Below are 23,958 nucleotides of genomic sequence, written 5' to 3' on the forward strand. Positions count from 1 at the left end.
ATGTTTCACGTTTGACAAGCCCGGATCATCCGCGCATCGTTTTGCCCGATATGACACAAATCCATGCAAATTGTGTTGCGCTCGGCCCTTATGCGATCCTGTTGCGCGGGCCATCGGGCAGCGGCAAATCCAACCTTGCCCTGCGGCTGATACGGGCTGGCGGGCGACTTGTTTCCGATGACAGAACCGATCTTGTGGCAAGCGGGGGAAAGCTGATCGCAACCGCTCCGGCACAGATTGCGCGATTGTGCGAAGTGCGCGGGATTGGTATCGTCCGCGGGCTTGCTCATCAGGCGGCAGGCGATGTCCGTGTTCTGTTCGATCTGGTGGCCGATCCCGCCGGGATCGAGCGGATGCCGGACCCGCAGTTGGAAACGTTTTGTGGTATTTCGATTCCGTCCTGGAAAATCTGGCCGTTCGATATGGCCGTCGACGCCAAGATTGAAGTAGCCTTGGCCCTGGCAACAGGTGAGATGCAGATCGAAACATGACCGATGCAGATGCAATAACCCCGAAGCAGCCGGGCGACCAAACCGGGGACACGCGGCTTGTACTGGTAACCGGTGTTTCCGGTGCCGGACGAACCACATCACTTAAAATATTCGAGGATTTCGGGTTCGATGCGGTCGATAACCTGCCGTTGCGGTTGTTGCCGGCGTTATTGGGTGGCGGTACGGACCTTGATCAGCCGCTCGCCATCGGACTTGATATCCGCACGCGCGATTTTGGTGTGGACCAGTTTGTCGATATTGTCAGCGACCTTCGCAAGCAGCCCGGCGTTAATCCGATGGTGGTGTTTGTCGATGCGGAAACCGGGGTTTTGCAGCGTCGTTTTACCGAAACCAGACGACCCCATCCGTTGACCCATGACCGGCCCCTTGTTGATGCGATCGAGCATGAAAAACGCCTGATGGCGCCGATTGCCGCTACGGCAGACATGATTATCGATACCTCACGGCTTAAGGCGGCCGAGCTTCGCAAGATCCTTCAGGACCAGTTTGCCATTGGCGAAAAGGATGCGATGGCGATCTTTGTCAAAAGCTTTTCGTTCCGTCAGGGGGTGCCCGGTGAAGCCGATCTTGTTTTTGACGTTCGTTTTCTGAGCAACCCGCATTATGATCCCGAGCTTCGTCTGCTGACCGGGCTTGATAAGCGGGTTGGCGACTATATCGAAAAGGATCAGGATTTCGCCGGTTTCATGGACCGTTTAAAAGCCCTGATCGGCCCGGTTCTGCCCCGCTATGCGCAGGAAGGGAAAAGCTATCTGACTATCGCGATCGGTTGTACGGGCGGCCAGCATCGTTCCGTTTATATCGCGCGCATGCTAAACGACTGGATTGCCGGTCTGGGATATGATGTTCATCTCAGCCATCGTGACAAGCCAGATGAACCAAAACCGGGGGAGTGAATTGATGGAGAAAACTGCATGATCGGGATGGTGCTCGTCACCCATGGCGATCTCGCTAAGGAATTCGTATCGGCCTTGCAGCATGTTGTCGGCGAACAGGAAAATATCGCTGCCGTCTGCATCGGGCCGGACGATGACATGGAACAACGCCGTGCCGACATCCTTGCGAGTGTCGAGGCTGTCGATGATGGCAAGGGCGTTGTGCTGCTGACTGACATGTTTGGCGGCACGCCGTCGAACCTGGCGATTTCCATCATGGAACAGGCCAATGTCGAAGTTATTGCAGGGGTTAATTTACCTTTGTTGATCAAACTGGCATCGGTGCGCATCGATGGCACGCTGGCCGAAACGGTCAATGCAGCGCAGGAAGCGGGCCGGAAATATATCAATGTGGCGTCGCGCCTGTTAAGCGGCGAAGAATAAACAACAATAAAGAAGGCCGGACCAAGGCGGGGACACATATGGCGCAGACGGAAAAGCGGATCGTAACCATCAGCAATCAGCGCGGATTGCACGCGCGCGCGGCCGCAAAATTTGTTAAACTTGCCGGTGAATTCGAATCCCGGATCATGGTGCGCAATCGTGGCACCGAGGTCTCGGGCGTCTCGATCATGGGGCTGATGATGCTTGCGGCATCGACCGGCACGGAAATCGAGATCGAGGCAGCCGGGCCCGACGCCAAAAGGGCGATTGATGCCCTTAACGAACTTGTCGATGCCAAGTTCCACGAAGAATGAAGAAGACTGAATAGGAACCCCGCACGGACGGGGACCTGATTTTCGGGAAACAACAAGAACGAGTTGGCAGCAGATCACGCTTGCAAGTTCCACCAAAAGACCAGACCACAATTGATGACCAATCGCCGACTGGCCGCCGTGTGATCACGGGGCTCGGGGCATCGGGCGGGATTGTTATCGGTCGGGCTTTTGTCATGGACCGGCAATATGTCGATGTCAGTCGGGCGCGCATCGATGCAACCGCCATCCCGACCGAAACCGACCGCCTGCACAAGGGCGTTGCGGAAAGCATCGAACAGCTTAAACGCCTGAAATCGCAGTCGGCCAATGTGGGCGGGGCTGCGTCCGAGGAACTCGGTTTTTTGCTGGATGCCTATGTGCATATGCTGACCCAGTCACGCCTTGTGCGCGGGGCAGAGGACCTGATCAAGACGCGCAACATGAATGCGGTGCATGCGGTCAGCGAAGTGATCGACGCAATCGCCAACCAGTTTTCCGGCATTGATGACCGATATATCGCCGCCCGCGCGTCAGACATTCGCGAGGTTGGGCTGCGCCTGATGCGCTGCCTGATCGGGGAAACCGACCGGGCATTTGAAACTGCCCCCAAAGGCGCCATCCTGATTGCCGAGGAAGTCAGCCCGGCAGATATGGCGCGCCTGCAATCCGGGCAGCTTTCGGCCTTCGTCACCGCCCTTGGCGGGGCGGAGGGGCACACCGCCATCATGGCCCGGTCGCTTGGCATTCCGGCCGTTCTGGGGGCTGCAGATATCATTCGTGGGGTTTCGGGCGGCGACCTGATCATTGTCGACGGCGGGCGGGGTGAAGTCATCCTGCGTCCGACCGAGGATGATCTGGCCCATTATACCCAGCGCCGCGAAGACTGGCGGGCGGCACGCGCCAAACTGGCCAGTCTGCGCGATGTGCCATCTGCCACCCGCGATGGGGTTGATATCGACCTGCATGCCAATATCGAACTGCCTATCGAACTAGCCGCTGCCCTGGAAAACGGGGCGACTGGTATCGGGCTTTTGCGCAGTGAGTTCATGTTCATGAACAAAAATTATCTGCCGGACGAAGACGAACAATATGCCGAGTTGGCCGATATCGTGACCCGGATGGAAGGCAAACCGGTCACGATCCGCACCCTTGATATCGGAGGGGAAAAGCTTGCCGTTTCGTTGCAGGCGGAAATCGGTTCCGGCCCGAATCCGGCACTGGGGTTGCGCGGCATTCGTCTGTCACTGCGCAAACCCGAACTTCTCGAAGTACAGATGGCGGCCATCCTGCGCGCATCGCTGCACGGGCCGATCCGGGTTCTGATCCCGATGGTGGTCAGCGTTCATGAAATGAGCCGGGCGCGCCAGATTTACGAAGCCGTTGCAAGGCGTCTGCGCAAGGATGGTCATGCCATCCCCGATATACTGCCGCCGCTGGGTGCGATGATCGAAATACCGGCTGCCGCCCTTGCGATTGATGCATTGGCACGTGAAAGCGATTTCTTTGCCATTGGCACCAATGATCTGACGCAATATACCCTGGCGATTGATCGCACCGACGATCAGGTGGCAGGGCTTTATGATCCGCTGCATCCGTCCGTGTTGCGTCTGATCCGCGATGTAATCAAGACATCGCGCGAACGCGACATTCCGATCAGCGTGTGCGGCGAAATGGCCGGTGATCCACGCTATACCCCGCTTTTCATCGGCTTTGGCCTGCGTAACCTGTCGATGTCACCGGTCAGTCTTTTGCCGGTCAAGCAGCGCCTGCGCCGCCTCGATACCCGCAATTCCGAACATCAGGCGGCCCGCGTGATGGAGCAGTGGGATTCAGCACGCATTGCCATGATGCTGGACGATTTCAACGATCTTGCCTGATTGGCGGTCATGATCTGATATAAATCAATTGGTTATGGAGCATATCCGCGCGATGTGAGCGCTGTATGGCTATGCATATTTTTCTGGCATTGAAAATTCGTCGAAGAAAAGACTTGAAATCCATATAAAGAAATCTTTATATCTTTTTCATCGCGAACGGGCAAACCGTCGCACAGGAATTTTCGGGCGTATCTGCAGGACTTATCAGGTCGGCAGTTGCGCTGTTTTTGTTTGATTGGAGACGACATGTCGAACTTTACCGATTGCAAGGTCGCAGACATCTCGCTGGCCGCATGGGGCCGCAAGGAAATCGCGATTGCCGAAACCGAGATGCCGGGCCTGATGGCGCTGCGTGAAGAATATGGCGCGGCCAAGCCGCTTGCCGGCGCGCGCATCGTCGGTTGCCTGCATATGACCATTCAGACTGCGGTTCTGATCGAAACCCTGACAGCACTTGGTGCAGAAGTTCGCTGGTCGTCGTGCAACATCTTCTCGACCCAGGATCAGGCTGCCGCGGCGATTGCGGCAACCGGTGTTCCAGTCTTTGCCTGGAAGGGCGAGACCGAGGAAGAATTCTGGTGGTGTATCGAGCAGACCATCACCGGCCCGAACGGCTGGAAACCGAACCTGATCCTGGATGACGGCGGCGATGTTACCCAGCTGATCCACGACAAGTATCCGGAACTTCTTGAAGACATCAAAGGTCTTTCCGAAGAAACCACCACCGGTGTGCACCGCCTGTATGAAATGGCGAAAAAAGGCACGCTCAAGGTTCCGGCGATCAACGTCAATGACTCTGTCACCAAGTCGAAATTCGACAACCTGTATGGCTGCCGTGAGTCGCTTGTTGATGGCATCAAACGCGCAACCGACGTCATGGTTGCCGGTAAGATCGGTGTGGTTGCCGGTTTTGGTGATGTTGGCAAAGGTTCGGCTGCTTCGCTGCGCAGCCAGGGTGCCCGTGTTCTTGTGACCGAAATCGACCCGATCTGCGCGCTTCAGGCCGCAATGGAAGGTTACGAAGTCACCACCATGGAAGACGCTGCACCGGTTGGCGACATCTTTGTCACCACGACGGGCAATATCGATATCATCACGCTGGACCATATGCGTGCGATGAAAGACCGCGCAATCGTTTGCAACATCGGTCACTTCGATTCCGAAATCCAGATCGGTTCGCTGCGTAACTACAAGTGGGACAACGTCAAGCCGCAAGTCGACGAAGTCGAATTCCCGGATGGCAAGCGTTTGATCGTTCTGGCCGAAGGCCGTCTGGTCAACCTTGGTTGCGCAACCGGTCATCCGAGCTTCGTGATGTCGGCATCCTTCACCAACCAGGTGCTGGCCCAGATCGAACTTTGGAAAAACCACGCCAACTACGAAAACAAGGTTTATGTTCTGCCGAAACACCTCGACGAGAAAGTTGCAGCCCTGCATCTTGACCGTCTTGGCGTGAAACTGACCAAACTTTCCAGCGAACAGGCCGAATATATCGGCGTGCCGCAGGCTGGTCCGTTCAAGCCGGATCATTACCGCTACTAAGCGCAATCGCGTTTTGCATCAGAGCCGGTCCGTTCATTCGGACCGGCTTTTTTGTGTGTCGCGAAGACGTGTTCGGGTAAGAAAGAGAACACCACAACAGGGAAGCAAGCCATGCCCCAGCTTGAAATCGAATATTCCGCCAATTTGCCAATCGCCGAGATGCTTCGTGGATTGGCGATCAGCCTGCATCGTGAAATAGCCAAGGCAGCCGATGCCGATCTTGACAGTTTCAAAACACGTTTATCGCCACTTGAAAATGTCGTGATTGCCGATGGCGGGCCAAAGCATGGCATGGTGCATCTTGATGTGCGCCTGTTGTCGGGGCGCTCGGACAAGGTCAAACATTCCGTTGGTGCCATCGCACTTGAAACCGTGCGGGCGCATCTGGAAAATCTGGTCGGGAATTTCGATGTGCAGTTTACTGTCGAAGTACACGATCTGGACCGGGCCAATTACCACAAGCATGTGACAAACGCCTGACTGCCCGATTGGGTTGGCAGATTACATCAAAAGGGCTTCATGGATCGGGTGATCGGGGCCGTAACGATCATTCATCAGTTTGATCAGCTCGCGCGAAAACTGCTTGCCGGCATCCAACAGGGAACGGAGTTCCGCATCACTGCGGTCATTCGGGCCGACTTTTTCCAGTCGTTTGCGAACGTCCGGGTCGCTAAGTTCGCGCAGAAACCGGTCATAGAGTTCAAGTGCGGGAAGGCTTTTATCACCAAAGACAGTCTGTACGCGCGTGATGGGCGGAAGCTGTAAAAGTTCCGACAGTTTGGCACGTTTGCCGACATAATCCCGATCGGCGGTTTCTGCGGCCGCGATAATACCACCGAAATAAAGCATCTTTCGCGAAAAGACGAGTTTTAGGCGTCTGGGCGCCCATGCCTTGCTGGCGTCGCCTTCGCGGGTTTTGATTTCGAAATCGACACTGATGGTGCGGTAATAACGGATCACGTCATTGACCAGAAAACGTGCGATGGATTCGCGTGTAACCGTTTCGGTGACGTAGTTGGCAATCAATTCATCAAAGAAGGCCCGTTTGCCGACCTCGTTATAAAGCCATTCACATTCCAGCAAAAACAGCAGGCGGCGGGTTGTGATCGAGTTGGTATCGCCGTCAAGCCCGATGCGGTTCACCAGTTCCTCGGCCGGGACATAGGATGAAAACGGGCCGTTAACGGCCGCCTTTTGGGTGACCATGGAACCAAGGATTTCGGAAACGTCAAGATGGGGGGCCAGGTCACGGTCGACTTCACGACCGATGATGAAGTAATCCAGATCGGATTGTTCGGATGCTTCGTGCCGTCCGAATGAGCCGGTCACGACCACGCAAAAGGCGCTACCATGCAGCTGATTGGCCAGCGCGCTGCGCATCTCGTCCAGTCGGGCGGCGGTATAGGCCTGATTGCTTGCGATGGTATCTGGCAACAAGATGGAAACGGTTCCGATTGAAGTCACTGATAAATCCAGTATCGACCTAAAGCCGAAAGATTAAAACCGGGTTTATGGGCAAAGGTGCGGAGCCCCGTCCGAATGTGGGGGCGGGCACATAATTGCCATCACTTGCCGATAAAACGGCCTTAAAGGCGCATAACTATTTTACCAGATAACGTTTATCGGGGCGCCGCGCCGTTGGCTGAAGCATTCAACGGTACTGTTCGCTTACCTTCCCGATTGGAAATCACGACAGATTACGGAGAAGTCCGATCAAAAATTTTCATCGCACCCTGCTTGCCGTTCCACTGCTTGGCCTGATGGCACTGCCTGCCTTTGCCCAATCGCCTGATACAACGTCGCCCGAGGTGATGAAGGATATGGCCCCGGATGCTTTGCGCGACGGGATCGAAAACCGTCATCCATCGGCCTATTACATTCTGGCAGCCAAACTGTTTAACGAGGGTGAACGCGACGATGCAGTGTTCTGGTTCTATACCGGGCAGTTGCGCTATCGTATGCTTTTGGGCTGCAAACCCGATCTGGCCCCCGATCAGGACCCGGCCCTGTTTGCGTCTCTGAACGAAACGGTCGGCAGGCCACTGAACGGCTACGCGTTCGGGGATGTCGACGAACTCGGCACTACGATTGAGGACGTACTTGAATGGGATGGGGAACATCCCAACGGTTATGTCAGCAAAGCCGAGTGCGAGCAGATCATCACCGCCGAGCGCGCCGGGCTTGGCGAGCTGCGCGAGATGATTAACGAAAAGGCAGATGAAATCCGCAAACAGCGTGAAGAAAACGGGTTGGAAAACCGGTGAGTTCGCCTGTCTGTACCTGAAGAGTGCCCGGCCTGAGTGCCGGGCTTCTTCGTTGGTGGCATGTGTTGACGTTCAGACAGGTAACGCGATAGCCTCATTGCCATATTGTCCGGTCCCGGGTGATATTCGCCTCATGAATTCCGTTGAAAGACGCCCCCCAATGGACATTTCCAATCTGCCGTTCGGGACGACCGACTGGTCATCGATCACGCCAACCGAACATTCCGGCGATACCGGCATGGCATACTGGCGCACACAGCAATTCGGCCCGATCCGGGTGCGGATGGTGACTTATACGCCGGGCTATCTTGCCGATCATTGGTGCAAGAAGGGCCATATCCTGCTGTGCCTTGAGGGTGAATTGGTTACCGAACTTGAAGATGGACGATTTTTCACCCTGAAGCCCGGTATGAGCTATCAGGTGGCCGATAACGCAGAAGCGCACCGTTCATCGACAGAGGCCGGTGCGACATTGTTCGTTGTTGACTGAAATTGCATATCCGGCAGTCCGGTTTATAACAGACGCCAGACGATTTTCAGTCAAACAGGCTTGCTGCAGCAGCCTGTTGTGCCGGGTCTGTCAGGTTGCCGACACGGCGGAGAAACGAGTTCTTTTCCTCGTAATAGCGTTTTCCAAGATCGGCAAAGCTTTTGACTTCGGCGTCGGTGTTGATGTGAAACTCGCGCTTGGGCACCTTGGTCGTGGTTTGGTCCAGGATTGCGGCAGCAGCGCTGATTTCAGGGTCGACGACCTCGGCAACACCGTCAAGCTCGATCCGGTTTTTCAGGCTGAACAGGAATTTCTTGAAAGCCGGGTGGCGTTGCAGGAAGGCCTTTTCAGTCAGCAGGAAATCGTTAGCGGCAAAATCCGGCGCATTTTTCACAACAAATTCGCGACATAGATGATCCGTGGCAAAGCACATCGGGCCGAAAATGAAGTTGCGATAAATGTCTTCTTTAAGCTGCCAGAATTTATCAAGCCGTTTCAGGGCGTCTTCATCAAGCTTTACCGCTGCTTCAAGCAGCAGGCGGGGATGGCAATGAACATAGTTCGGATGGACATAGGTCTTGGTGCGGCTGATACCTTCCAGCGTGTCGATATTGACCGGACCCGATAGCAGGCTGGCATGAGGATGGGACGATGTTTTTGACAGAAGGGCGATAACTTCGGCCGGATCGACGTCATGTTTCACCAGTAAATGATTGACCGAAAGATCAAGCTGAACTTCGCCGGTGATGATCTTTTCGGTCAACTGGTGATGGTTCAGGTTGAAACGCCGGGCAAATTCCGGCTCCAGTGTATGCGAAAACGGACCATGGCCAATATCATGCAACAGGGCGGCAGCCCCCAGAAGATCACGGTCGGCTTCCGAAAGGCCCATCAGGCGGCAATATTGTTGCGACAGCAGGGCAACACCAATCGTGTGGTCGTATCGGGAATGGCGGATATTGGCCGGGCGTCCGTTGGGGTGGAACAGGTAATCGATGGCACCAAGGAACGAAATTTCGCGCAACCGTTCAAACGCGTGTGACGCGATCAGCTTTTTATGCAGCGGTCGGTCAAAGGCCGATGCGATCTGAGAACGTTTGAAATGATAGTTATATTGCGGGGCATCGCGAAACAGCAGTTCCCATTCTGCGATGTCATCGGCGCTGAAATTGGTGTCGAACAGATCGCGCATTTCCGGTCCCGCCGGTTTGGCCGCGGCAGACTCCTTTTGGGACGCGACCGGTCTGGCGGCCACGCGCGGCGTAAAAAGGTCTAGCTGCGGTTTGGGACTCATTTTTGAAATGACGAGATCGTTATAGCTGTTGTTTCGACAATAGCGCAGACATAGCCCGATTTGGGGTATATGTCATCGCGGTTTTTCCTGCGATCACGGGCGTTCGACCGGGTATTGGGAAAACGTCGTGAAACAGTGGTAAAAGCCAGACGTTTTCACCATAATAATAGCTCATAAACACAAACGGTTAACAACACGTGACACGGCCTGCATCCGATCATCGACGGGGAAAAGAACCAATTGGTTCCTGCAAGGGGGGATCAAACAGGTTTGGTTTGTCCAGACTGTGGCAGTGGGGATGCTATGGCCTGACATCGCTTTTCATCGCAGCCGACCTGCATGCGCAGGAAAAGTTCCGTGTTGGCAGTGCTGCCGATGCCCTACCCGATGCGGCGACGCAACCCGCCGGGACCTCGATATTTGGTGGTCTGGCAGATCTGAGCGACCGGGACTGGCTTGTTGTCGGGCTGGCCGCGATTGGCGGCGCGGCAATTGCCGGGGGAATCGGCTGGCGATTATCGCTGCGCATGCGCCGCCATCTTGAAGAGGCGGAAGATCACGAATCCGAACTTGCGGATTCAACCGAACAATTTACCCATCTGTTTTTTGCTGGACCGGACCCGGTTTATTACTGGAGCCAGGCCGGTTTTGCGGAGGGTGCCAGCCCGTCGCTTAAGCGTGCGTTTCAGCTTGGCAAGGATGGGCGTTTTCCCGATGTGCTTGACCAGTTGCGCGATGATGACGCCAAGGCACTCAAGGAGCGTGTCCGAAACCTGAAATCGACCCACGAACGATTTGAACTTTGGGTAACTGCGGTTGATGAACGCAAATTCCATGTGACCGGGGCGATGGCCCGCAAGGACCGCAATTCGCCGGTTCTGGCCCATGCTTTGTGGTTCCGCGATGAAACCCGTCATACCCGCGAACGCGAAAGCCAGTTTGGTGATTTTACTGCCCTTAAACACGAGGTCAGCGGACTAAGGCTTTTGATCGACAGTCTGCCTTTCCCGGTGTGGCGGCGTGATGGCGATTTGCGCCTGATTGATTGCAATGCGGCCTATGCGGCGGCGGTAGAGCTTCCGACAGTCAGTGATGCACTTGCCAAACAGGCGGAGCTTGGCGCGGGCGTGATCCCCGATCACGGCAAGTCGCTTGCAGCATCGGCATTGCGCAACAGCGAAACCATGACACGCGATTATCACATTGTGATCAAGGGCGACCGCAAGCTTCTGCGGATTACCGAATGTCCGTCGCAAACGCCCGAAGACCTTGACGGTCTGATCGGCTTTGCGATTGATTGCACTGCAATTGAAGAACTGCAATCTGATCTGTCGCGACATATTCGCGCACATGCCGAGGTGTTGGAGAATCTTGGAACCGCAATCGCGATTTACGGCGGGGACAAGCGGCTTATCTTCTTTAACACGGCCTTCACCAAGCTTTGGGATATGGAGGAGGACTGGCTATGGGCAGAGCCGTCGCTTGATGATGTGCTGCGCCGGATGCGCGATGAACGCAAACTGCCCGAAGTCACCGACTTCACCCAGTTCCGCAATATCGAAAACCAGCGCTTCACCGATCTTCTGAAACCTGAAGAAGATTTGATGCATCTGCCAAACGGCATGACATTGCGTCGCTTTATTTCGCCGCACCCGTTTGGCGGGCTGATGTTCGCCTACGAGGATGTGACCGACAAGCTGGTTCTTGAAAGTAGTTACAACACGCTGATTGCGGTTCAGCGCGAGACGCTTGAAAACCTGCATGAAGCGGTCGGTGTGATCAGCGGCGATGGAAGGCTGCGGCTTTACAACCACGGTTTTGCGGATGTCTGGGGCCTAGAGGACAGTTTCCTTTCGGGCGCGCCGCATATCAGCGAAGTGGTCGAGGAAGCGCGCGAATACTGGCATGATCGCGACGACTGGGACAAATTTAAAAGCCGGATGGTCGCGCGTATCACCAATCATGAACCAATGAGCGGAAGGTTGGAGCGTGCCGATAACAGCATCATCGATTTTGCGATCGTGCCGTTGCCTGACGGGGCGGTGATGATGTCCTATATCGATGTGACCGACACGATCCGGGTCGAACGTGCGCTTCGTGAACGCAACGAGGCATTACGCACCGCCGACCAGATGAAGTCCGACTTCATTTCGACCGTATCGCGTGAATTGACGAGACCACTTGATCACATCAATGGCGAGGCGGATCGTCTGATTCCGCATTTGCAGGGCAATGTTGCGCAGTCCGTTGAAACCATCCGGGCCGAGGCACAAAGCATGCTGGCGTTGGTTGATGACATGCGCGATCTGGCAACACTTGGGTCAGGGCAGGTCGCACTTGAACTTGATACGGTTGACCCCAGGCGGTTGTTGCGTTCGCTCGAGGCGCTGACGCGGGCACGCCTGGCGGAACTTAACGTTTCGCTGCGGCTTTATTGTTCGCGCAATATCGGCTGGATGATTGCTGATGAGCGCCGTTTGAAGCAGGCATTGTTCATTCTTGTGACCAACGTGCTTCGTACCGCCCCCGAGGGCAGTGAGGTTTCCGTCGTTGCACGTCGTCGGGGTGAGGATATCGATATCAGCATTTCACTGTCCGACGAAGCGCCGCAGCCGATGCTGTTTGAAGGATTGCGCGAGGGCGAATCGCCATCTGCACGGCGGGCACTTGGCATGGCGATGGTGCGTGCGGTGGTCGAAATCCATGGTGGCCGGGTCAAGGTCAGCCGGGATGGTCATGAGATTTCCTGCATCCTGCCCGCAGGCGAAGAAAGCGATCTGGAATAAAAAGGCGCCCGATCAGGCGCCTTTTGTTTGTCGGAACATTTCTTGATCACACTTTAAACGGCACATCTCTGCCCTGAATGAAGGCATCGATGTTATCGAGTGCCCGGAAACCCATCGCATTGCGGGTTTCGACCGTTGCCGATCCCAAGTGGGGCAACAGGAACGTATTGGGCAGATCGCGATAGGCCGGTTCGATATTCGGCTCTCCGGCAAAGACATCAAGACCGGCAGCCGTCAGCTTGCCCGATTTAAGGGCAGAGATCAGGTCCTTGTCATTAACGATATCGCCGCGCGCCGTGTTTACAATGATGGCCCCGTTGGGCAGTTTGGCGATGAAATCACGATTGACCATGCCGCGTGTTTCCGGTGTCGATGGGCAATGCAGCGACAGGAAATCGCAATGGGGCAGAAGGTCATCGATGGATGCATGATAGGTCGCGCCAAACTCCTGTTCTTTGGGGAGTTGGCGGCGATTGAAATAGTGGACTTCCATATCAAAACCGCGTGCGCGTTTGGCAACGGCCTGTCCGATCCGGCCCATACCGATAATGCCAAGCTTTTTGCCGGTGACCTGTGTACCCATCAGATGGGTCGGACGCCAGCTTGACCATGTTGCATTGCGCACTTCGGCCTCACCCTCGCTGGCGCGGCGGGCAGCACCCAGAATCAGAAGCCACGCAATATCCGCCGTTGCATCGGTCAGAACCCCGGGGGTATTGCCAATGACGAAACCGTTGGCCTTGGCCGCGGCCAGATCAATATGGTCGGTGCCCACCGAAAAGGTGGCAATGATGCCGACCTTTTGGGGTAGGGCTGCAAAAAAGGCCGCATCAATCGGATCGCCAACCGAAACCAGGGCGGCATTTGCGTCTTTGCAGAGGTCAAGAATCTGATCGCGTGACAGCGGATCATCGCCGTCCTGCATGCGCAGATCATAACTTTCGCGTGCGCGTTTTTCGACAGCTTCCGGCAAGCGTCTGGTGATGGCGAGAACCGGTTTCATTCTGATGCGTCTCCCTGAATTTTAAGACTTGTTTGTTGATTGTGTCAGAATAGCTGGCCAAGTGCGAGACGAATGCCGATTGTCGTGATGGTCAATGACAACAGGAAATCGGCTGCAACAATGGCACTTGCCGTGGCAATCGGGATCGCCAGTGTCAGTTTCGCAATGTAAACCCCGTAAATCAGCATTGCGATAACCGCCACCAGAACAAACCCGCCTGCACCGAGCATCGGGAAGATCACACCCAGAAACAGCGCCAGCAAATAGACCCCCATTTGCAGCACGCTTGACCAGTTATAGACGGTAATAAATGCCACATAGTGGTTGGACCGACCAATCATCGGCGTGACATGCAGCATCAAAAGTGGGAATGCGAACCATTTCATGACATAGGCAATGGTTTCCGCAAGCATGTAGCGGCCAACCGGGAAATCGTCGGGAACCGTGTCGAGATCATGCCAGCGCAATAGCGCAAAGGCCGGAAACACGATAACCGCGGCGAAAAAGGATCGCCAGAAGGCTTCGTTTGAATATTCAAAGAAGGCAAGGCCTTTGGCATCGCCACGTGCAATGCGCCAGGTTCCGTAAAGAGCGCGCAGGGTTTCAGTCGACATGGTCATGGGTGGCAGTCGTTTCACACAAAATGGGTCAGATAAATGGGCGGCAGTCCGGTGTCGGGGCGTGGCCGCGAAGGCCGGATTGCAGCTTATCCCCGATTGCCCCTGCTTCACAAGACGGGGTGCTTTCCCGTCTAACATCTGTCGTGTGATCGCGGTGACATTCTGGCAAAGCAGGGAAAAGACATGTCGGACAAAATTGCCGGATATCTGCCCCGTCTTTCATTCCTGCAGGCGACGGAGCCCGGCTCGCTGACGCTGGCGCGGCTTTATCTTGAAATGGCAACCGCACTTGATAAATCCGAACGCCTGACAGCCCTTACCCTTTTTGACGAGGCGGACCATCTGTTTGCCGCTCATTTGCAAACCGCCCCGGATGCGGCACGTGCCGGGCTGGCGCACAGCCTGAACAATCGGGCGGCACTGGAAATTGACGGACAGCAATGGGGGGAAGCGGTCGATGCCGCCCGGCAGGCGGTTGAGTTGCGTCGCGACCGGCTGGCGGGATTACCATCCGGTCAGAACGAAAACGCCCGCCTTGATCTCGGCTATTCGCAAGGTGCGCTTGTCCTTGCACTGCGTGGTGCGTCCTGTTTTGACACAGCACGCGAAGTTTGCGCCGAGGCACTTGCCAATCTTGCAATATTCGCCGGAAAGAAAAACCAGCAGGCATTTATCCTGCTGGCGAAACTGATCTGTCTTTATACCGAGCTTTGCGGCATCACCGGTGAAAGGCCAGATCCGGTCCTGCTGCTGCCGCTGGCGAAGGCCTTTTACGACGGCAACCAGACCGGATGAATGCACCGGGCTCGTTAGCGGGTGCTTTTCACTGACCAGCCCAGATTGACTTCCTTGCCAGCCGGAACCTCTATCGTCCAGACGATCAGGTCGGGCTGCGGTTTGCTGTGCTTGTGATCTTCGCCGGTCACAATCCAGTCGGCCGGGACATTTTCACGGATGGTGACGGTTTCGGTACGTTCGCCGCTATTGGTGATCGACCATTCCATGTTGGCGGTAATTTCATCGGGCAGGTTCGGACGTGCCTTGCGTTCAAAGGCCGTGACCTTGCGTATGCCGGAAATGTTGCTGGCCTGACCCAAGCGGATGGTTGCCTTGCGCCCGACCGGGGTTAAAGACAGATTGTCTTCACCAAGGAAGCCGGTCACGCCACTTTGCGATTGGCCAAAGACGCGCACGGTTCCTGCGGGCCAAGGGCTTTTTTCGTCCGGACCACCATCGTTTTCAATTTCGATTTCAAGGTCGGGACGGACAAATTCGGACACGTCACTTTGACCGGCATAATAAAGATTGGCGCTGCCGTTAAAAATCACCTTGCGGTTCGCGGGCAGGGATTGGGATGCGATCAGCGGCATCATCACGACATCGCCATTGCGCATCGAAAGGCCGTCGAACGGACCATAGACATGCAGATTTTCCATGGTTTCACGGTCCGGAACTTCACCACCCGGTGCGCCGTCGGCCATGGCCGACATCATCATTTCACCGCGGGCAGCCTTCGCCATCGGGGTGTGAGTAACCCGGTTGGGATCGCCCGCCACCAGACGCAACTGCGCATTCTCCAGCGTGGTCCCTGTCTGGTTGGTAACACGTGCCATTGCCGAGAGGTTCAGCACATTCTGGGTGCTGTCATATTGCCCGACATAGGCCGTTTGCCATGAAACACCGCCCAGAAGGTAGGCCAGCGAAATATGATCAAGTGCGATATCGGATCCGATGGTAGCTTCAATTGCCGGACTGGTGGCGAAGTCACCGGGCAGGTCGGCGATAATAATCTTTTCGACCGGGACCTGTTCAACGCCATCAAGTGTGCGAACCAGTGCACCGCCATCGATTGACAGCAAGGTGCCTTCGACCAGTTCACCATCCTTGCGCCGGATGGTGATGGCTTTGCCGACCTGATCCTGGAGCAGACGATACATGGTTGCCGGACCATTGGCGGTGTTGCGCAGGGAATGCCAGACAAGGTTGGCATCGTTCTGTGCGCCCATCAGAAACGTATCGTCCATGATGGTTTGCGGCAGGTCTTCGATCCGAAGCGTTTTTGTCCCTTTGGGGATCGTTCCGTTTCGTTGCTCGGCAATCATGCCAAGATTGCCGGGATAAACGGTTAACTGCATTTTGCTGCGGTTTTCACCCGAAAGCGTGACGGTTTCTTCCGCTTTTTCGTCGCTGGACTGGGCGGATGCCGGTTCTATGACCGGGCCAACAAAAAGGGCCGCGCTTAGGAGCGTGGCCATGGCAAAACGGTTGCGCATTTCTGGTGACATGTCGAATCCCTTGTATCGCTTGTTGCGTATTGTTCTGCAACGACCTTTACGCGAAAAAATGGCAGGATCAAGGACGTATCAAGGTAACGGAAGGACTGTCATGAAAAAACAGATTCTTCCTGAAATGGACGTACCAAAAGGTTATGCGCCCAGCGTCTGGTGGTAGGAATAACTCGTATCGGGCAGAAGATGCTGGTAGGCGGCCTGACGGGACGTATCGATAATGATTGGTGCGCGCAGATTGACTGACATGCTGGTCTCGCCACCGTCATCGGGTTTGTGCAGGGTCACAATCAGCAATACGGCACCGTCATCTTTTTTGATGCCGTGAATGGTAAAAGCCTGGGTCAGATGTTCGGGCTTGATGCTGTTGCTTTCCATATTGTAGGGGGCAACGATGAAGGCCAGTTCCGGCTCTGTCAGGCTTTGCATCAGGATAAAGGTATTGTTGCTTTCGCCCGGAAAATTGGCGAGCGCAAAGACATTATGATCTGGAAAACCTTTGATCCCCGTCGGAAAATAGATTGCCTTGTCCCACAGGAATTCCTTGTCTCCGAACAAAGTCCGGATCGTAACAGAAGTCGGCACGCTGTTCGCTTCTGGTGGCTGCGGTGTTACGGAATCCGCCATACCTTCCTCCCTTATTCTTATGCATTGGCAAGTAAAAGGCATTTTGGACCGGTTTCACCGGAATTCAAGGGTTTGGCGCATGCCAACTGTCGATTTCGTCAGTTGGCGGACCGGGGTTGAAAATGAACCGGGACCGGCTGACTGAAACCCTTGACGCGAATGGCATCCTGTTTTGTAAAGCTGCGCAGCAAGGCTGCCCCTGCCGATGCGGTTTCCGTGCGCAGTTTGCGAGCGAAACTGTCACTGATGATGATGTCGGTATCAAGGGTTCTGGTCGCACGTTCAAGACGTGCGGCAAGATTGACGCTGGCCCCGATTACGGCGGGTGTCACGGCTTCACCTTCACCGATATCACCTACAACCGCCGGGCCGAAATTAAGACCAATGCCGATTTGAAGCGGCGTTATACTGTCCGCAAGGTCGCTGTTTTGCCAGTCGCGAACATGAGTGACCATCGATTGCGCAGCCGAAAGGGCATTTGCCGCCGGGCAATGCATGTCGTCAAATGCACCGAAACTCGCCATGACGGCATCGCCGATATATTTTTCGACAATCCCGCCATAGGCCCCGATCTGCGTCGTCATGATCTGGTGAAACTGGTTTAACAGCCGCATCACATCCTGCGGATCACGTTTTTCGGCGTAGCTTGAAAAGCCGATAATATCGGCAAACAGGATCACGCATTCGCGCCGTGCCCCGATTCGTACGGGTTCGTCGCGATCCGCCAACTGATCGGCAAGGGCTGCGGGAAAATAACGTGCCAGATTGCCGTGTGCCCGTTCGGCCGCGGCGAACTGATTGATCAGGACGCGCAATCGCGAAACCATTACCGCACAGGCAAGCGTGAAGACCACGACAATCACGACCTGTTCGGCCAATGCGGAAATATCGATAAATTCCGGCAGATTATAGGTCGTTATGATTTCGTTCTGGGTCGGGGTCCAGTCATCGCCGAAATGCTGCGATATGATCACGCCGGGACGGGTCATCAGCCAGACGATGCTCGTGCTCCAGGCGATGAAAAGCCAGAAGCCGAACCAAAGAATCAGCCGCGGCGAGAATGTCATGATGACCAACGCCATCATGATCATCGAAAACACAACACCACGATCACGAACCACAAAGCTGTATAGCCATGCAGGATGATCTGTCAGCGGGTTCAACGGATCGGGAACGACAGACACATAAACGATCAATGCGGCGTCAACGACCGCCAGAATGTAAAGAAGCCAGCGCCATTTTCTGCCGCGAAAGGCAACGAAAAGCTGGATCAGCACACCGGGAATGAACCAGCCGAGAACTTCGAGCAGCGAATAAAGTTCGCCCGTCGGGGAATCCGGTTTGGAAAACAGCAGCAGGATGAAGATCAGCATACAGATGCGTAAAAACGCAACAAGGATCAGGCCACGCTGCTCCTCGCGGGCGACCAGCCGGTCGAACAGGGTACTGGGGGGTGGATCAGCTCTTGATTGCATCGGCAAGAAGGTTCTTCAGGCCGTCCTTGTCGCGGATGACCAGACGGCCATCACGGCGCGTGATCAGGTCGCGTTTTTCAAGGTCACGCAGCTTTTTGTTCACGGCCTCACGCGTGACACCCAGCATCAGGCCCAGTTCCTGCTGCGACAATGGCAGGGCAATGCGAATGCCTTCAGGGTCCGGGCCGCCATGGCGTTCGGCCAACCACAAAAGACGTTTGACGAGGCGCCCGGTCAGATCAAGGAAATTGGCATCTTCCAGAAGGTCGCTGACCCATCGCAACCGACGGCATAAAAGGGCCGTGATATGACGGCGAAGCGGTGCCTCGCGGTCAAATATTTCAAAGAAATCATCGCGTGAAATGAACAGAAGGCGTGTCGGACCGACAGCACGCGCGGTTGCCGTGCGCGGCTCACCATCCAGAAGCGCGATCTCGCCAAATACCGCGCCGGGTGCCAGCACGTTCAGAACGATTTCCTTGCCACTATCGGATACAGTCGAGATGCGAATTTTCCCTGCCTCGACAGCATAAAGACCGTCGGCCGGGGCGCCTTTTTCAAACAGAAGCTCACCATCATCCATCCGTCGCACACTTGCCTGATTTGAAAGCTGGGCAAGCAGTTCGGGATCAAGATCCTCGAACAGAAAGCTGCCTGCAAGAATGCGTGAGGCAATTTTGGCCAGTTGGGGTGTTGCGGTATCGGTAACGCTGTTCACTGAAATCACTTTTGAAAAGGGCGTCGTTTCGATCATCGAATCGATGCATTGCTGCGTCAAAGTAGCATGAAACACCGGTTTCATCGCAAGTGTTTTACAGTGTTTTCTGTTGTTGCGGCAGGGGGATGGCATTTGAACGCGGTGGAGGGACCTGCTTTTTTGTCATGGAAGATCAAGGATAGCTTCCAATGCCGAAACCAACGCATTCAAGGACCGGATCAGAAAAAAGGGATGGTCAAGGTGTTGCAAATTATAAAAATTCTAGAATATTTGACAAAATATCCTATATTTTTTAAATTCTCCCTATTCCGAGATCGGGCCGGTTCAGAAGACCATGAATAAAGATCGGCCATCGGGATTGTTTTCATTCGGGAGGAAAAAATGAAATTCGTCTTCAAAAGTGCACTGCTGGGTGCTGTATCGTTTGCAACTGCTTCTTTCGCCGTTCCCGCACAGGCTGCGGACATTACTTTGAATTTTGCTCATGTTGATCCGGCGGAATGGACCACCTCGAAAAAAGGGGCGGCCACGCAGGTTTTCAAAAACATTGTCGAAGCGGAATCCGCAGGCCGCATTGCGGTCGAACTGTTTCCGGCCGGTTCGCTCGGTGGTGAAACCGATCTGATCCAGAATACCCAGGACGGTACGCTGGCGATGTCGATGGTATCGGGCCCGTTCTCTCAGGTTTGCCCAGAGGCAGCTGTTCTTGACGTACCCTACATGTTCCCGAACGCCAATGTGGCATGGAAAGTTCTGGATGGGGACTTTGGCAAGGAACTGGCCGCGCATTGTCTTGAAAAAACCGGGTTGCGTACCTTGGCTTATGGCGAGACGGGTTTCCGCAACTTCACCAACTCCAAGCGCACGGTTGCCGAGCCGAAGGATATGGAAGGTCTGAAAATCCGTGTCATGACCGTTCCGCTTTATGTGGAAATGGTCAAGGCACTGGGCGGCGACCCGACCCCGATCCCGTGGCCGGAAGTTCCGACTGCGCTGACGACCGGTACGGTTGACGGGCAGGAAAACCCGATCAGCGTGATCTATGCCAACAAATTCTATGAAATGCAGAAATACCTGACGCTGGATCGTCACGTCTATGGCACGGATTTCATCCTGATAAACGAAGATATCTATAGCGGTCTGTCTGACGGAGATAAGGCATTGCTGCGTCGTGCGGCCGGAATTGCCGCCAATGTCGGGCGCGCCGTTCAGCAGTTCAATTCGGCCGAGGGTGTCGCCAAGCTGGCCGAGGCTGGCATGGAAGTAACCACGCCGACCGCTGAACAGCTTGCCGCTTTCCGTGATGCGGCACAGCCAGCGGTGATTGAATGGCTGTCAGGCGAAATCGATGCACAATGGATCGAAAAGCTGAAAAGCGCCGTTAGCGACGCTGAAACCTCCATGTAACCGGCTTTGGCAGGCCGGGTGGGACGCCGTTTATGCTTGATCCCTCCTTTGCCCCCGGCCTGTCCTTTTTATGAATAGCGTCTTGCCCACCGGGCAGCCGATTTTCCCGCGATCACTCTGGGGGTAACCCATGCATCGAGCAGAGACAGCCTTTCGCCATCTGCTTGCCGGACTTTCGGGGATCAGTATCCTCGTTGTTTTCGGTGTTGTTTTTGCCGGCAGTGTCAGCCGTTATGCCTTCTCTGCGCCCCTGCAATGGAGCGAGGAAGTCGCCAAATATGCCATGATTTACGGCTGCATGTTTGGCATTGCCTATGCCTATCTGCAGGACAAGCAGATCAATTTTTCGCTGGTAACAGACCTTTTGTCCGCGCAGATGCGTGCCCGGCTTTCCATTGTTGTCGACCTGTCGACGCTGATCCTCGGTGGTATTCTTGCCTATGCCGGGCTGATTTTTGCGGAAAAGCGCGGCGGCATTCTGGCGTCCGGCCTTGGTATTCCGATGTATTGGGCGCAGATCGCCATGACGGTCGGGGGCATTTGCCTGGTTCTGGCAGCCCTGTTCCGACTGGCCCGTCTTATGAATAAGAATCGTCCGGAGTATGAAGCATGATCACAGGTTTTGGCCTTTTGGCATTGCTTGCGATCGGTGCGCCGGTGGCTTTTGCCATTGCACTGGCGATTGCGATTTATATTAGCGGTGCGACTTTTGGCATTGATCTGTTGCCCCAGCGTATTTTTGCCGGGCTCGACAGTTTTACCATTCTGGCAATTCCGCTTTTTGTTCTTGCCGGTGAATTGATGAATGCCAGCGGGATTACAGCACGTGTTATCAATCTTGCCAACGCGCTGGTCGGTCATGCAAAGGCAGGTTTGGCACAAGTCAATATCTGGTCTTCGGTGATTTTTGCCGGTCTTTCGGGGTCGGCTGTGGCCGATACATCCGCTTTGGGGCGTATTTTCATTCCGTCGATGGAAAAGGAAGGTTACCCGCGTGATTTTGCTGCGGCCCTGACCGCAGCATCCTCGGTGATCGGCCCGATTATTCCACCCAGTATTCCCGTGATCATTTATGCGCTGATCACAACCAATGTTTCGGTTCCGGCATTGTTCCTGGCGGGGATTGTTCCGGGCATTTTGCTGGCGGCGGCACTTTCGATTTATGTGCGTGTTTTCGCCAACAAGTATGCCATACCGCGTGATCGAATGAGCTTCCGTGAAAAGCTGCGTGCGCTCTGGAATGGTCTTGTGCCGGTTTTCATGCCGATTTTTGTTATCGGCTCGATTCTGGCCGGGATTGTTACTCCGACCGAGGCAGCAAGCTTTGCAGTATTTTATGCACTGATTGTCGGATTGTTCGTGTTTCGTGAACTCAAACCGTCGGAATTGCCGGGCATCTTTGCCAGTTCGATGCGCGATTCATCCAGCATCCTGATCATTATGGGCACGGTTGCCGCGGCAAACTGGTTCATGACTTTTGCAGGTATTCCGCAGGCCCTGAGTTCGTTCGTTCTGGGCTATGTCGATAGTCCGGCCATGTTCCTGATTCTGATCAACGTGATGCTGCTTGGTGTTGGTCTGGTGCTTGAAGGTATCGCTGCGATGCTGGTTCTGGTGCCGATCCTGCATCCGATTGCGATCAGCCTTGGCATTGACCCGACCCATTTCGGCATCGTCGTGATCTTTAACCTGATGATCGGCCTGATCACGCCGCCGATGGGATTGTGCCTGTTCGTTGCCGACGGGGTCGCGAATGTCGGTATGGCCCGGATGATCAAATCGATCATGCCTTTGTTCCTGGTGGAACTGGTGGTTCTGCTGGTGATCACCTTTGTGCCGCAACTCGTCACCTTCATGCCCAATCTGTTCGGATTTTAGGATTTCGCCCCATGTTGAAACTTGGTCTTATCGGTAAAGGCATATCGCGCAGCCAGTCTGCCAGACTGCATGTCCTGCTTGGCCGGATGAACGAAATTGATGTGACCTATGACTATCTCGACAGTGAAAAGATCGCCGATTTCGATCTGATCGGGCAACTTACATCCTGTGCCAATGCCGGTTATGCCGGTGTGAATGTTACCCATCCCTTCAAAACCGAGGCCCGCAAGCTCATCCAGCGTCGCAAACGTCTCCCCGAAGCCCTTGGTGCGGTGAACACGGTGGTGTTCCGCGAAGATGGCTGGCGCGGGGACAATACCGACTATGTCGGTTTCATGCGCGGCTATCGCGGGCAATTTGGCGATCAGGCACCGGGAACGGTGCTGCAGATGGGGGCGGGCGGTGTTGGCCTTGCCACGGCATTCGGGTTGCACGGGCTTGGTGCGGATCGTGTCCTTATTCATGACAAGGATACGGATCGCGGCCATGCGCTGGCTGCGACCCTTGAGACTGGCGGGGCCAACGTTGCCTTTGTCGCGGAAGCCGATCTTTCCGATGCTATCCGGGATGCGGATGGCTTGATCAATTGTACCCCGGTCGGCATGAACCAGTATCCGGGTAGTCCGTTTGATGCGCAATTGCTCGGTGGGCAGAAATGGGCATTTGATGCGGTTTATACACCGGTTGAAACGGCGTTCCTTCATTCCGCGCGAAAGGCCGGGCTTTCTGTCATGACCGGCTTTGAGCTGTTCTTTTTTCAGGGTATTGAAGCGTTCGAGGTTTTCAGTGGCACGCAGATCGACAGTAATGCCGCCCGGATCGAATATTTCAATGCCTATCCCGAGGCATTGACGGGGTAAGGGGAAAGTCCATGAGCAGCACAGTTGCCGAGACGGTTTATAACGAAATTCGCGATGACATCCTGTATGGCGAACTCCAGCCGGGGGTGAAGCTTAAGCTGGACGCTTTACGCGACCGTTATAGTGCCGGGGTGAATACCCTGCGCGAGGTATTGAACCGTCTTGTTGCGTCGGGCTTTGTTTTTGTCGAGGGGCAGAAAGGCTTTCGGGTTGTCGAAACGTCGCCCTCGAATTTCAAGGAACTGACCGCGATGCGGTTGCTGCTTGAAACCAACGGGCTTTCGAAATCAATAGATGCCGGGGACGTTGAATGGGAAGGCCGGGTTGCCGCCGCCCATCACAAACTTTCCACCATCGAAAAACGCATGCTGACCGAAGACAGCCGCGAACTTACCGTTCGCTGGAGCCAGTATGACCGCGAATTTCATCAGGCCCTGATTTCGGCCTGCGGATCGGATCTGCATATGCGGATGCATCGTGAAATCTTTGACCAGTTCCGCCGTTACGTGGTGATCGAGCTGAAAACGCATGGCTTCCGGGCCGAAGACATCATTGATGAACATCGCAGCATCTGTGACCTGGCACTGGCACGCGACAAAACTGCCGCACTGGCAAAACTGACCGATCATATCGAAACCTATCGGCGTCGTTCGCAGGACTGATCAAACCGATCCTGCCGGGCAA

24 protein-coding genes are annotated in these 23,958 nt (G+C 55.0%); 16 read left to right on the forward strand and 8 right to left on the reverse strand.

The annotated features are described in order from the left end of the window. Window positions 1–11: 11 nt before the first annotated feature. The 7 genes from LG297_RS00265 (at window position 12) to LG297_RS00295 (ending at window position 6,044) form a co-directional block, all read left to right on the forward strand. On the forward strand, window positions 12–491 hold the full coding sequence (locus LG297_RS00265; protein WP_404423987.1) for an HPr kinase/phosphorylase: 480 nt from the start codon (window positions 12–14) through the stop codon (window positions 489–491). Continuing rightward, window positions 488–1,408 (forward strand): RNase adapter RapZ, encoded by a 921-nt coding sequence (gene rapZ, locus LG297_RS00270; protein ID WP_404423989.1) that lies wholly within the window; start codon window positions 488–490, stop codon window positions 1,406–1,408. The genes LG297_RS00265 and rapZ overlap by 4 nt, the downstream gene beginning before the upstream one ends. An 18-nt stretch (window positions 1,409–1,426) precedes the next feature. Next, a complete protein-coding gene (locus LG297_RS00275) occupies window positions 1,427–1,831 on the forward strand; it encodes a PTS sugar transporter subunit IIA (protein ID WP_114094089.1) in 405 nt (134 codons plus the stop codon). Window positions 1,832–1,869: 38 nt separating this feature from the next. Beyond that, entirely contained in the window at window positions 1,870–2,145 is a 276-nt protein-coding gene (locus tag LG297_RS00280) for an HPr family phosphocarrier protein (RefSeq protein WP_404423992.1), read from the forward strand. 80 nt (window positions 2,146–2,225) lie between these two features. Next, window positions 2,226–4,022, forward strand: a complete 1,797-nt coding sequence (gene ptsP / locus LG297_RS00285) for a phosphoenolpyruvate--protein phosphotransferase (protein ID WP_404423994.1) — start codon at window positions 2,226–2,228, stop codon at window positions 4,020–4,022. A gap of 246 nt (window positions 4,023–4,268) precedes the next feature. After that, complete coding sequence (gene ahcY / locus LG297_RS00290; RefSeq protein ID WP_062949660.1) at window positions 4,269–5,564, forward strand: adenosylhomocysteinase; 1,296 nt, start codon at window positions 4,269–4,271, stop codon at window positions 5,562–5,564. Between the two features lie 111 nt (window positions 5,565–5,675). After that, complete coding sequence (locus tag LG297_RS00295; protein ID WP_404423997.1) at window positions 5,676–6,044, forward strand: 5-carboxymethyl-2-hydroxymuconate Delta-isomerase; 369 nt, start codon at window positions 5,676–5,678, stop codon at window positions 6,042–6,044. Between the two features lie 21 nt (window positions 6,045–6,065). On the opposite strand, the gene LG297_RS00300 is transcribed toward LG297_RS00295, so the two are convergent. Further along, entirely contained in the window at window positions 6,066–7,028 is a 963-nt protein-coding gene (locus tag LG297_RS00300) for a hypothetical protein (RefSeq protein WP_404423999.1), read from the reverse strand. Between the two features lie 296 nt (window positions 7,029–7,324). Between LG297_RS00300 and LG297_RS00305 the strand changes: the two genes are divergently transcribed. Both LG297_RS00305 and LG297_RS00310 read left to right on the forward strand, forming a co-directional pair. Further along, entirely contained in the window at window positions 7,325–7,828 is a 504-nt protein-coding gene (locus LG297_RS00305; protein WP_404424001.1) for a hypothetical protein, read from the forward strand. A gap of 160 nt (window positions 7,829–7,988) precedes the next feature. Then, on the forward strand, window positions 7,989–8,318 hold the full coding sequence (locus tag LG297_RS00310) for a DHCW motif cupin fold protein (RefSeq protein WP_404424003.1): 330 nt from the start codon (window positions 7,989–7,991) through the stop codon (window positions 8,316–8,318). A 46-nt stretch (window positions 8,319–8,364) separates the two neighbouring features. Here LG297_RS00310 and LG297_RS00315 read toward each other — a convergent pair whose 3' ends face one another. Beyond that, window positions 8,365–9,612: an HD domain-containing protein gene (locus LG297_RS00315; RefSeq protein ID WP_404424005.1), complete on the reverse strand. Its 1,248-nt coding sequence runs from the start codon at window positions 9,610–9,612 to the stop codon at window positions 8,365–8,367. A gap of 275 nt (window positions 9,613–9,887) precedes the next feature. Here LG297_RS00315 and LG297_RS00320 point away from each other — a divergent pair, with 275 nt between their 5' ends. Further along, the gene (locus LG297_RS00320) at window positions 9,888–12,398 is read left to right on the forward strand and encodes a PAS-domain containing protein (RefSeq protein WP_404424007.1); all 2,511 of its coding nucleotides are present in this window, start codon (window positions 9,888–9,890) and stop codon (window positions 12,396–12,398) included. A gap of 46 nt (window positions 12,399–12,444) precedes the next feature. On the opposite strand, the gene LG297_RS00325 is transcribed toward LG297_RS00320, so the two are convergent. Together LG297_RS00325 and LG297_RS00330 are read right to left on the reverse strand one after the other, a co-directional pair. After that, entirely contained in the window at window positions 12,445–13,401 is a 957-nt protein-coding gene (locus tag LG297_RS00325; RefSeq protein ID WP_404424009.1) for a 2-hydroxyacid dehydrogenase, read from the reverse strand. Window positions 13,402–13,445: 44 nt separating this feature from the next. Beyond that, entirely contained in the window at window positions 13,446–14,021 is a 576-nt protein-coding gene (locus LG297_RS00330; protein WP_404424011.1) for a hypothetical protein, read from the reverse strand. A gap of 183 nt (window positions 14,022–14,204) precedes the next feature. Between LG297_RS00330 and LG297_RS00335 the strand changes: the two genes are divergently transcribed. Next, a complete protein-coding gene (locus LG297_RS00335) occupies window positions 14,205–14,816 on the forward strand; it encodes a hypothetical protein (protein ID WP_404424013.1) in 612 nt (203 codons plus the stop codon). Between the two features lie 14 nt (window positions 14,817–14,830). Here LG297_RS00335 and LG297_RS00340 read toward each other — a convergent pair whose 3' ends face one another. From LG297_RS00340 to LG297_RS00355, 4 genes are all read right to left on the reverse strand, one after another. Continuing rightward, window positions 14,831–16,306 carry a DUF4139 domain-containing protein gene (locus LG297_RS00340; RefSeq protein WP_404424015.1) on the reverse strand — a complete coding sequence of 492 codons (1,476 nt, stop codon included), beginning with the start codon at window positions 16,304–16,306 and terminating at the stop codon, window positions 14,831–14,833. Between the two features lie 141 nt (window positions 16,307–16,447). Beyond that, the gene (gene fliW / locus LG297_RS00345; protein WP_404424017.1) at window positions 16,448–16,936 is read right to left on the reverse strand and encodes a flagellar assembly protein FliW; all 489 of its coding nucleotides are present in this window, start codon (window positions 16,934–16,936) and stop codon (window positions 16,448–16,450) included. A 98-nt stretch (window positions 16,937–17,034) separates the two neighbouring features. Further along, window positions 17,035–18,411 (reverse strand): adenylate/guanylate cyclase domain-containing protein, encoded by a 1,377-nt coding sequence (locus LG297_RS00350; RefSeq protein WP_404424019.1) that lies wholly within the window; start codon window positions 18,409–18,411, stop codon window positions 17,035–17,037. After that, window positions 18,395–19,129 carry a Crp/Fnr family transcriptional regulator gene (locus LG297_RS00355; RefSeq protein WP_404424021.1) on the reverse strand — a complete coding sequence of 245 codons (735 nt, stop codon included), beginning with the start codon at window positions 19,127–19,129 and terminating at the stop codon, window positions 18,395–18,397. The genes LG297_RS00350 and LG297_RS00355 overlap by 17 nt, the downstream gene beginning before the upstream one ends. Window positions 19,130–19,510: 381 nt before the next feature. Between LG297_RS00355 and LG297_RS00360 the strand changes: the two genes are divergently transcribed. The 5 genes from LG297_RS00360 to LG297_RS00380 all read left to right on the forward strand — a co-directional run bounded on the left by LG297_RS00360 (window position 19,511) and on the right by LG297_RS00380 (window position 23,936). Next, window positions 19,511–20,536, forward strand: a complete 1,026-nt coding sequence (locus LG297_RS00360) for a DctP family TRAP transporter solute-binding subunit (RefSeq protein ID WP_404424023.1) — start codon at window positions 19,511–19,513, stop codon at window positions 20,534–20,536. A gap of 130 nt (window positions 20,537–20,666) precedes the next feature. Continuing rightward, entirely contained in the window at window positions 20,667–21,149 is a 483-nt protein-coding gene (locus tag LG297_RS00365) for a TRAP transporter small permease (protein ID WP_404424025.1), read from the forward strand. Continuing rightward, window positions 21,146–22,414 (forward strand): TRAP transporter large permease, encoded by a 1,269-nt coding sequence (locus LG297_RS00370; protein WP_404424027.1) that lies wholly within the window; start codon window positions 21,146–21,148, stop codon window positions 22,412–22,414. Before LG297_RS00365 ends, LG297_RS00370 begins: the two co-directional genes overlap by 4 nt. An 11-nt stretch (window positions 22,415–22,425) precedes the next feature. Continuing rightward, a complete protein-coding gene (locus tag LG297_RS00375) occupies window positions 22,426–23,274 on the forward strand; it encodes a shikimate dehydrogenase family protein (RefSeq protein ID WP_404424029.1) in 849 nt (282 codons plus the stop codon). 11 nt (window positions 23,275–23,285) lie between these two features. Next, entirely contained in the window at window positions 23,286–23,936 is a 651-nt protein-coding gene (locus LG297_RS00380; RefSeq protein WP_404424031.1) for a GntR family transcriptional regulator, read from the forward strand. Window positions 23,937–23,958: the final 22 nt, after the last annotated feature.

The organism is Thalassospira australica, from assembly GCF_044790785.1.
GTDB classification, from domain to species: domain Bacteria; phylum Pseudomonadota; class Alphaproteobacteria; order Rhodospirillales; family Thalassospiraceae; genus Thalassospira; species Thalassospira australica_A.

Excerpts from the sequence above, each read along its gene's own strand:
- LG297_RS00315 (WP_404424005.1), bottom strand. The coding sequence starts at position 9,612 with ATGAGTCCCAAACCGCAGCTAGACCTTTTTACGCCGCGCGTGGCCGCC.
- LG297_RS00375 (WP_404424029.1), top strand. The coding sequence starts at position 22,426 with ATGTTGAAACTTGGTCTTATCGGTAAAGGCATATCGCGCAGCCAGTCT.
- LG297_RS00295 (WP_404423997.1), top strand. The coding sequence starts at position 5,676 with ATGCCCCAGCTTGAAATCGAATATTCCGCCAATTTGCCAATCGCCGAG.
- fliW (WP_404424017.1), bottom strand. The coding sequence starts at position 16,936 with ATGGCGGATTCCGTAACACCGCAGCCACCAGAAGCGAACAGCGTGCCG.
- LG297_RS00330 (WP_404424011.1), bottom strand. The coding sequence starts at position 14,021 with ATGACCATGTCGACTGAAACCCTGCGCGCTCTTTACGGAACCTGGCGC.
- rapZ (WP_404423989.1), top strand. The coding sequence starts at position 488 with ATGACCGATGCAGATGCAATAACCCCGAAGCAGCCGGGCGACCAAACC.
- LG297_RS00360 (WP_404424023.1), top strand. The coding sequence starts at position 19,511 with ATGAAATTCGTCTTCAAAAGTGCACTGCTGGGTGCTGTATCGTTTGCA.
- LG297_RS00380 (WP_404424031.1), top strand. The coding sequence starts at position 23,286 with ATGAGCAGCACAGTTGCCGAGACGGTTTATAACGAAATTCGCGATGAC.
- LG297_RS00335 (WP_404424013.1), top strand. The coding sequence starts at position 14,205 with ATGTCGGACAAAATTGCCGGATATCTGCCCCGTCTTTCATTCCTGCAG.
- LG297_RS00310 (WP_404424003.1), top strand. The coding sequence starts at position 7,989 with ATGGACATTTCCAATCTGCCGTTCGGGACGACCGACTGGTCATCGATC.
- LG297_RS00350 (WP_404424019.1), bottom strand. The coding sequence starts at position 18,411 with ATGCAATCAAGAGCTGATCCACCCCCCAGTACCCTGTTCGACCGGCTG.
- LG297_RS00340 (WP_404424015.1), bottom strand. The coding sequence starts at position 16,306 with ATGTCACCAGAAATGCGCAACCGTTTTGCCATGGCCACGCTCCTAAGC.
- LG297_RS00305 (WP_404424001.1), top strand. The coding sequence starts at position 7,325 with ATGGCACTGCCTGCCTTTGCCCAATCGCCTGATACAACGTCGCCCGAG.
- LG297_RS00365 (WP_404424025.1), top strand. The coding sequence starts at position 20,667 with ATGCATCGAGCAGAGACAGCCTTTCGCCATCTGCTTGCCGGACTTTCG.
- ahcY (WP_062949660.1), top strand. The coding sequence starts at position 4,269 with ATGTCGAACTTTACCGATTGCAAGGTCGCAGACATCTCGCTGGCCGCA.
- LG297_RS00370 (WP_404424027.1), top strand. The coding sequence starts at position 21,146 with ATGATCACAGGTTTTGGCCTTTTGGCATTGCTTGCGATCGGTGCGCCG.
- LG297_RS00280 (WP_404423992.1), top strand. The coding sequence starts at position 1,870 with ATGGCGCAGACGGAAAAGCGGATCGTAACCATCAGCAATCAGCGCGGA.
- LG297_RS00325 (WP_404424009.1), bottom strand. The coding sequence starts at position 13,401 with ATGAAACCGGTTCTCGCCATCACCAGACGCTTGCCGGAAGCTGTCGAA.
- LG297_RS00275 (WP_114094089.1), top strand. The coding sequence starts at position 1,427 with ATGATCGGGATGGTGCTCGTCACCCATGGCGATCTCGCTAAGGAATTC.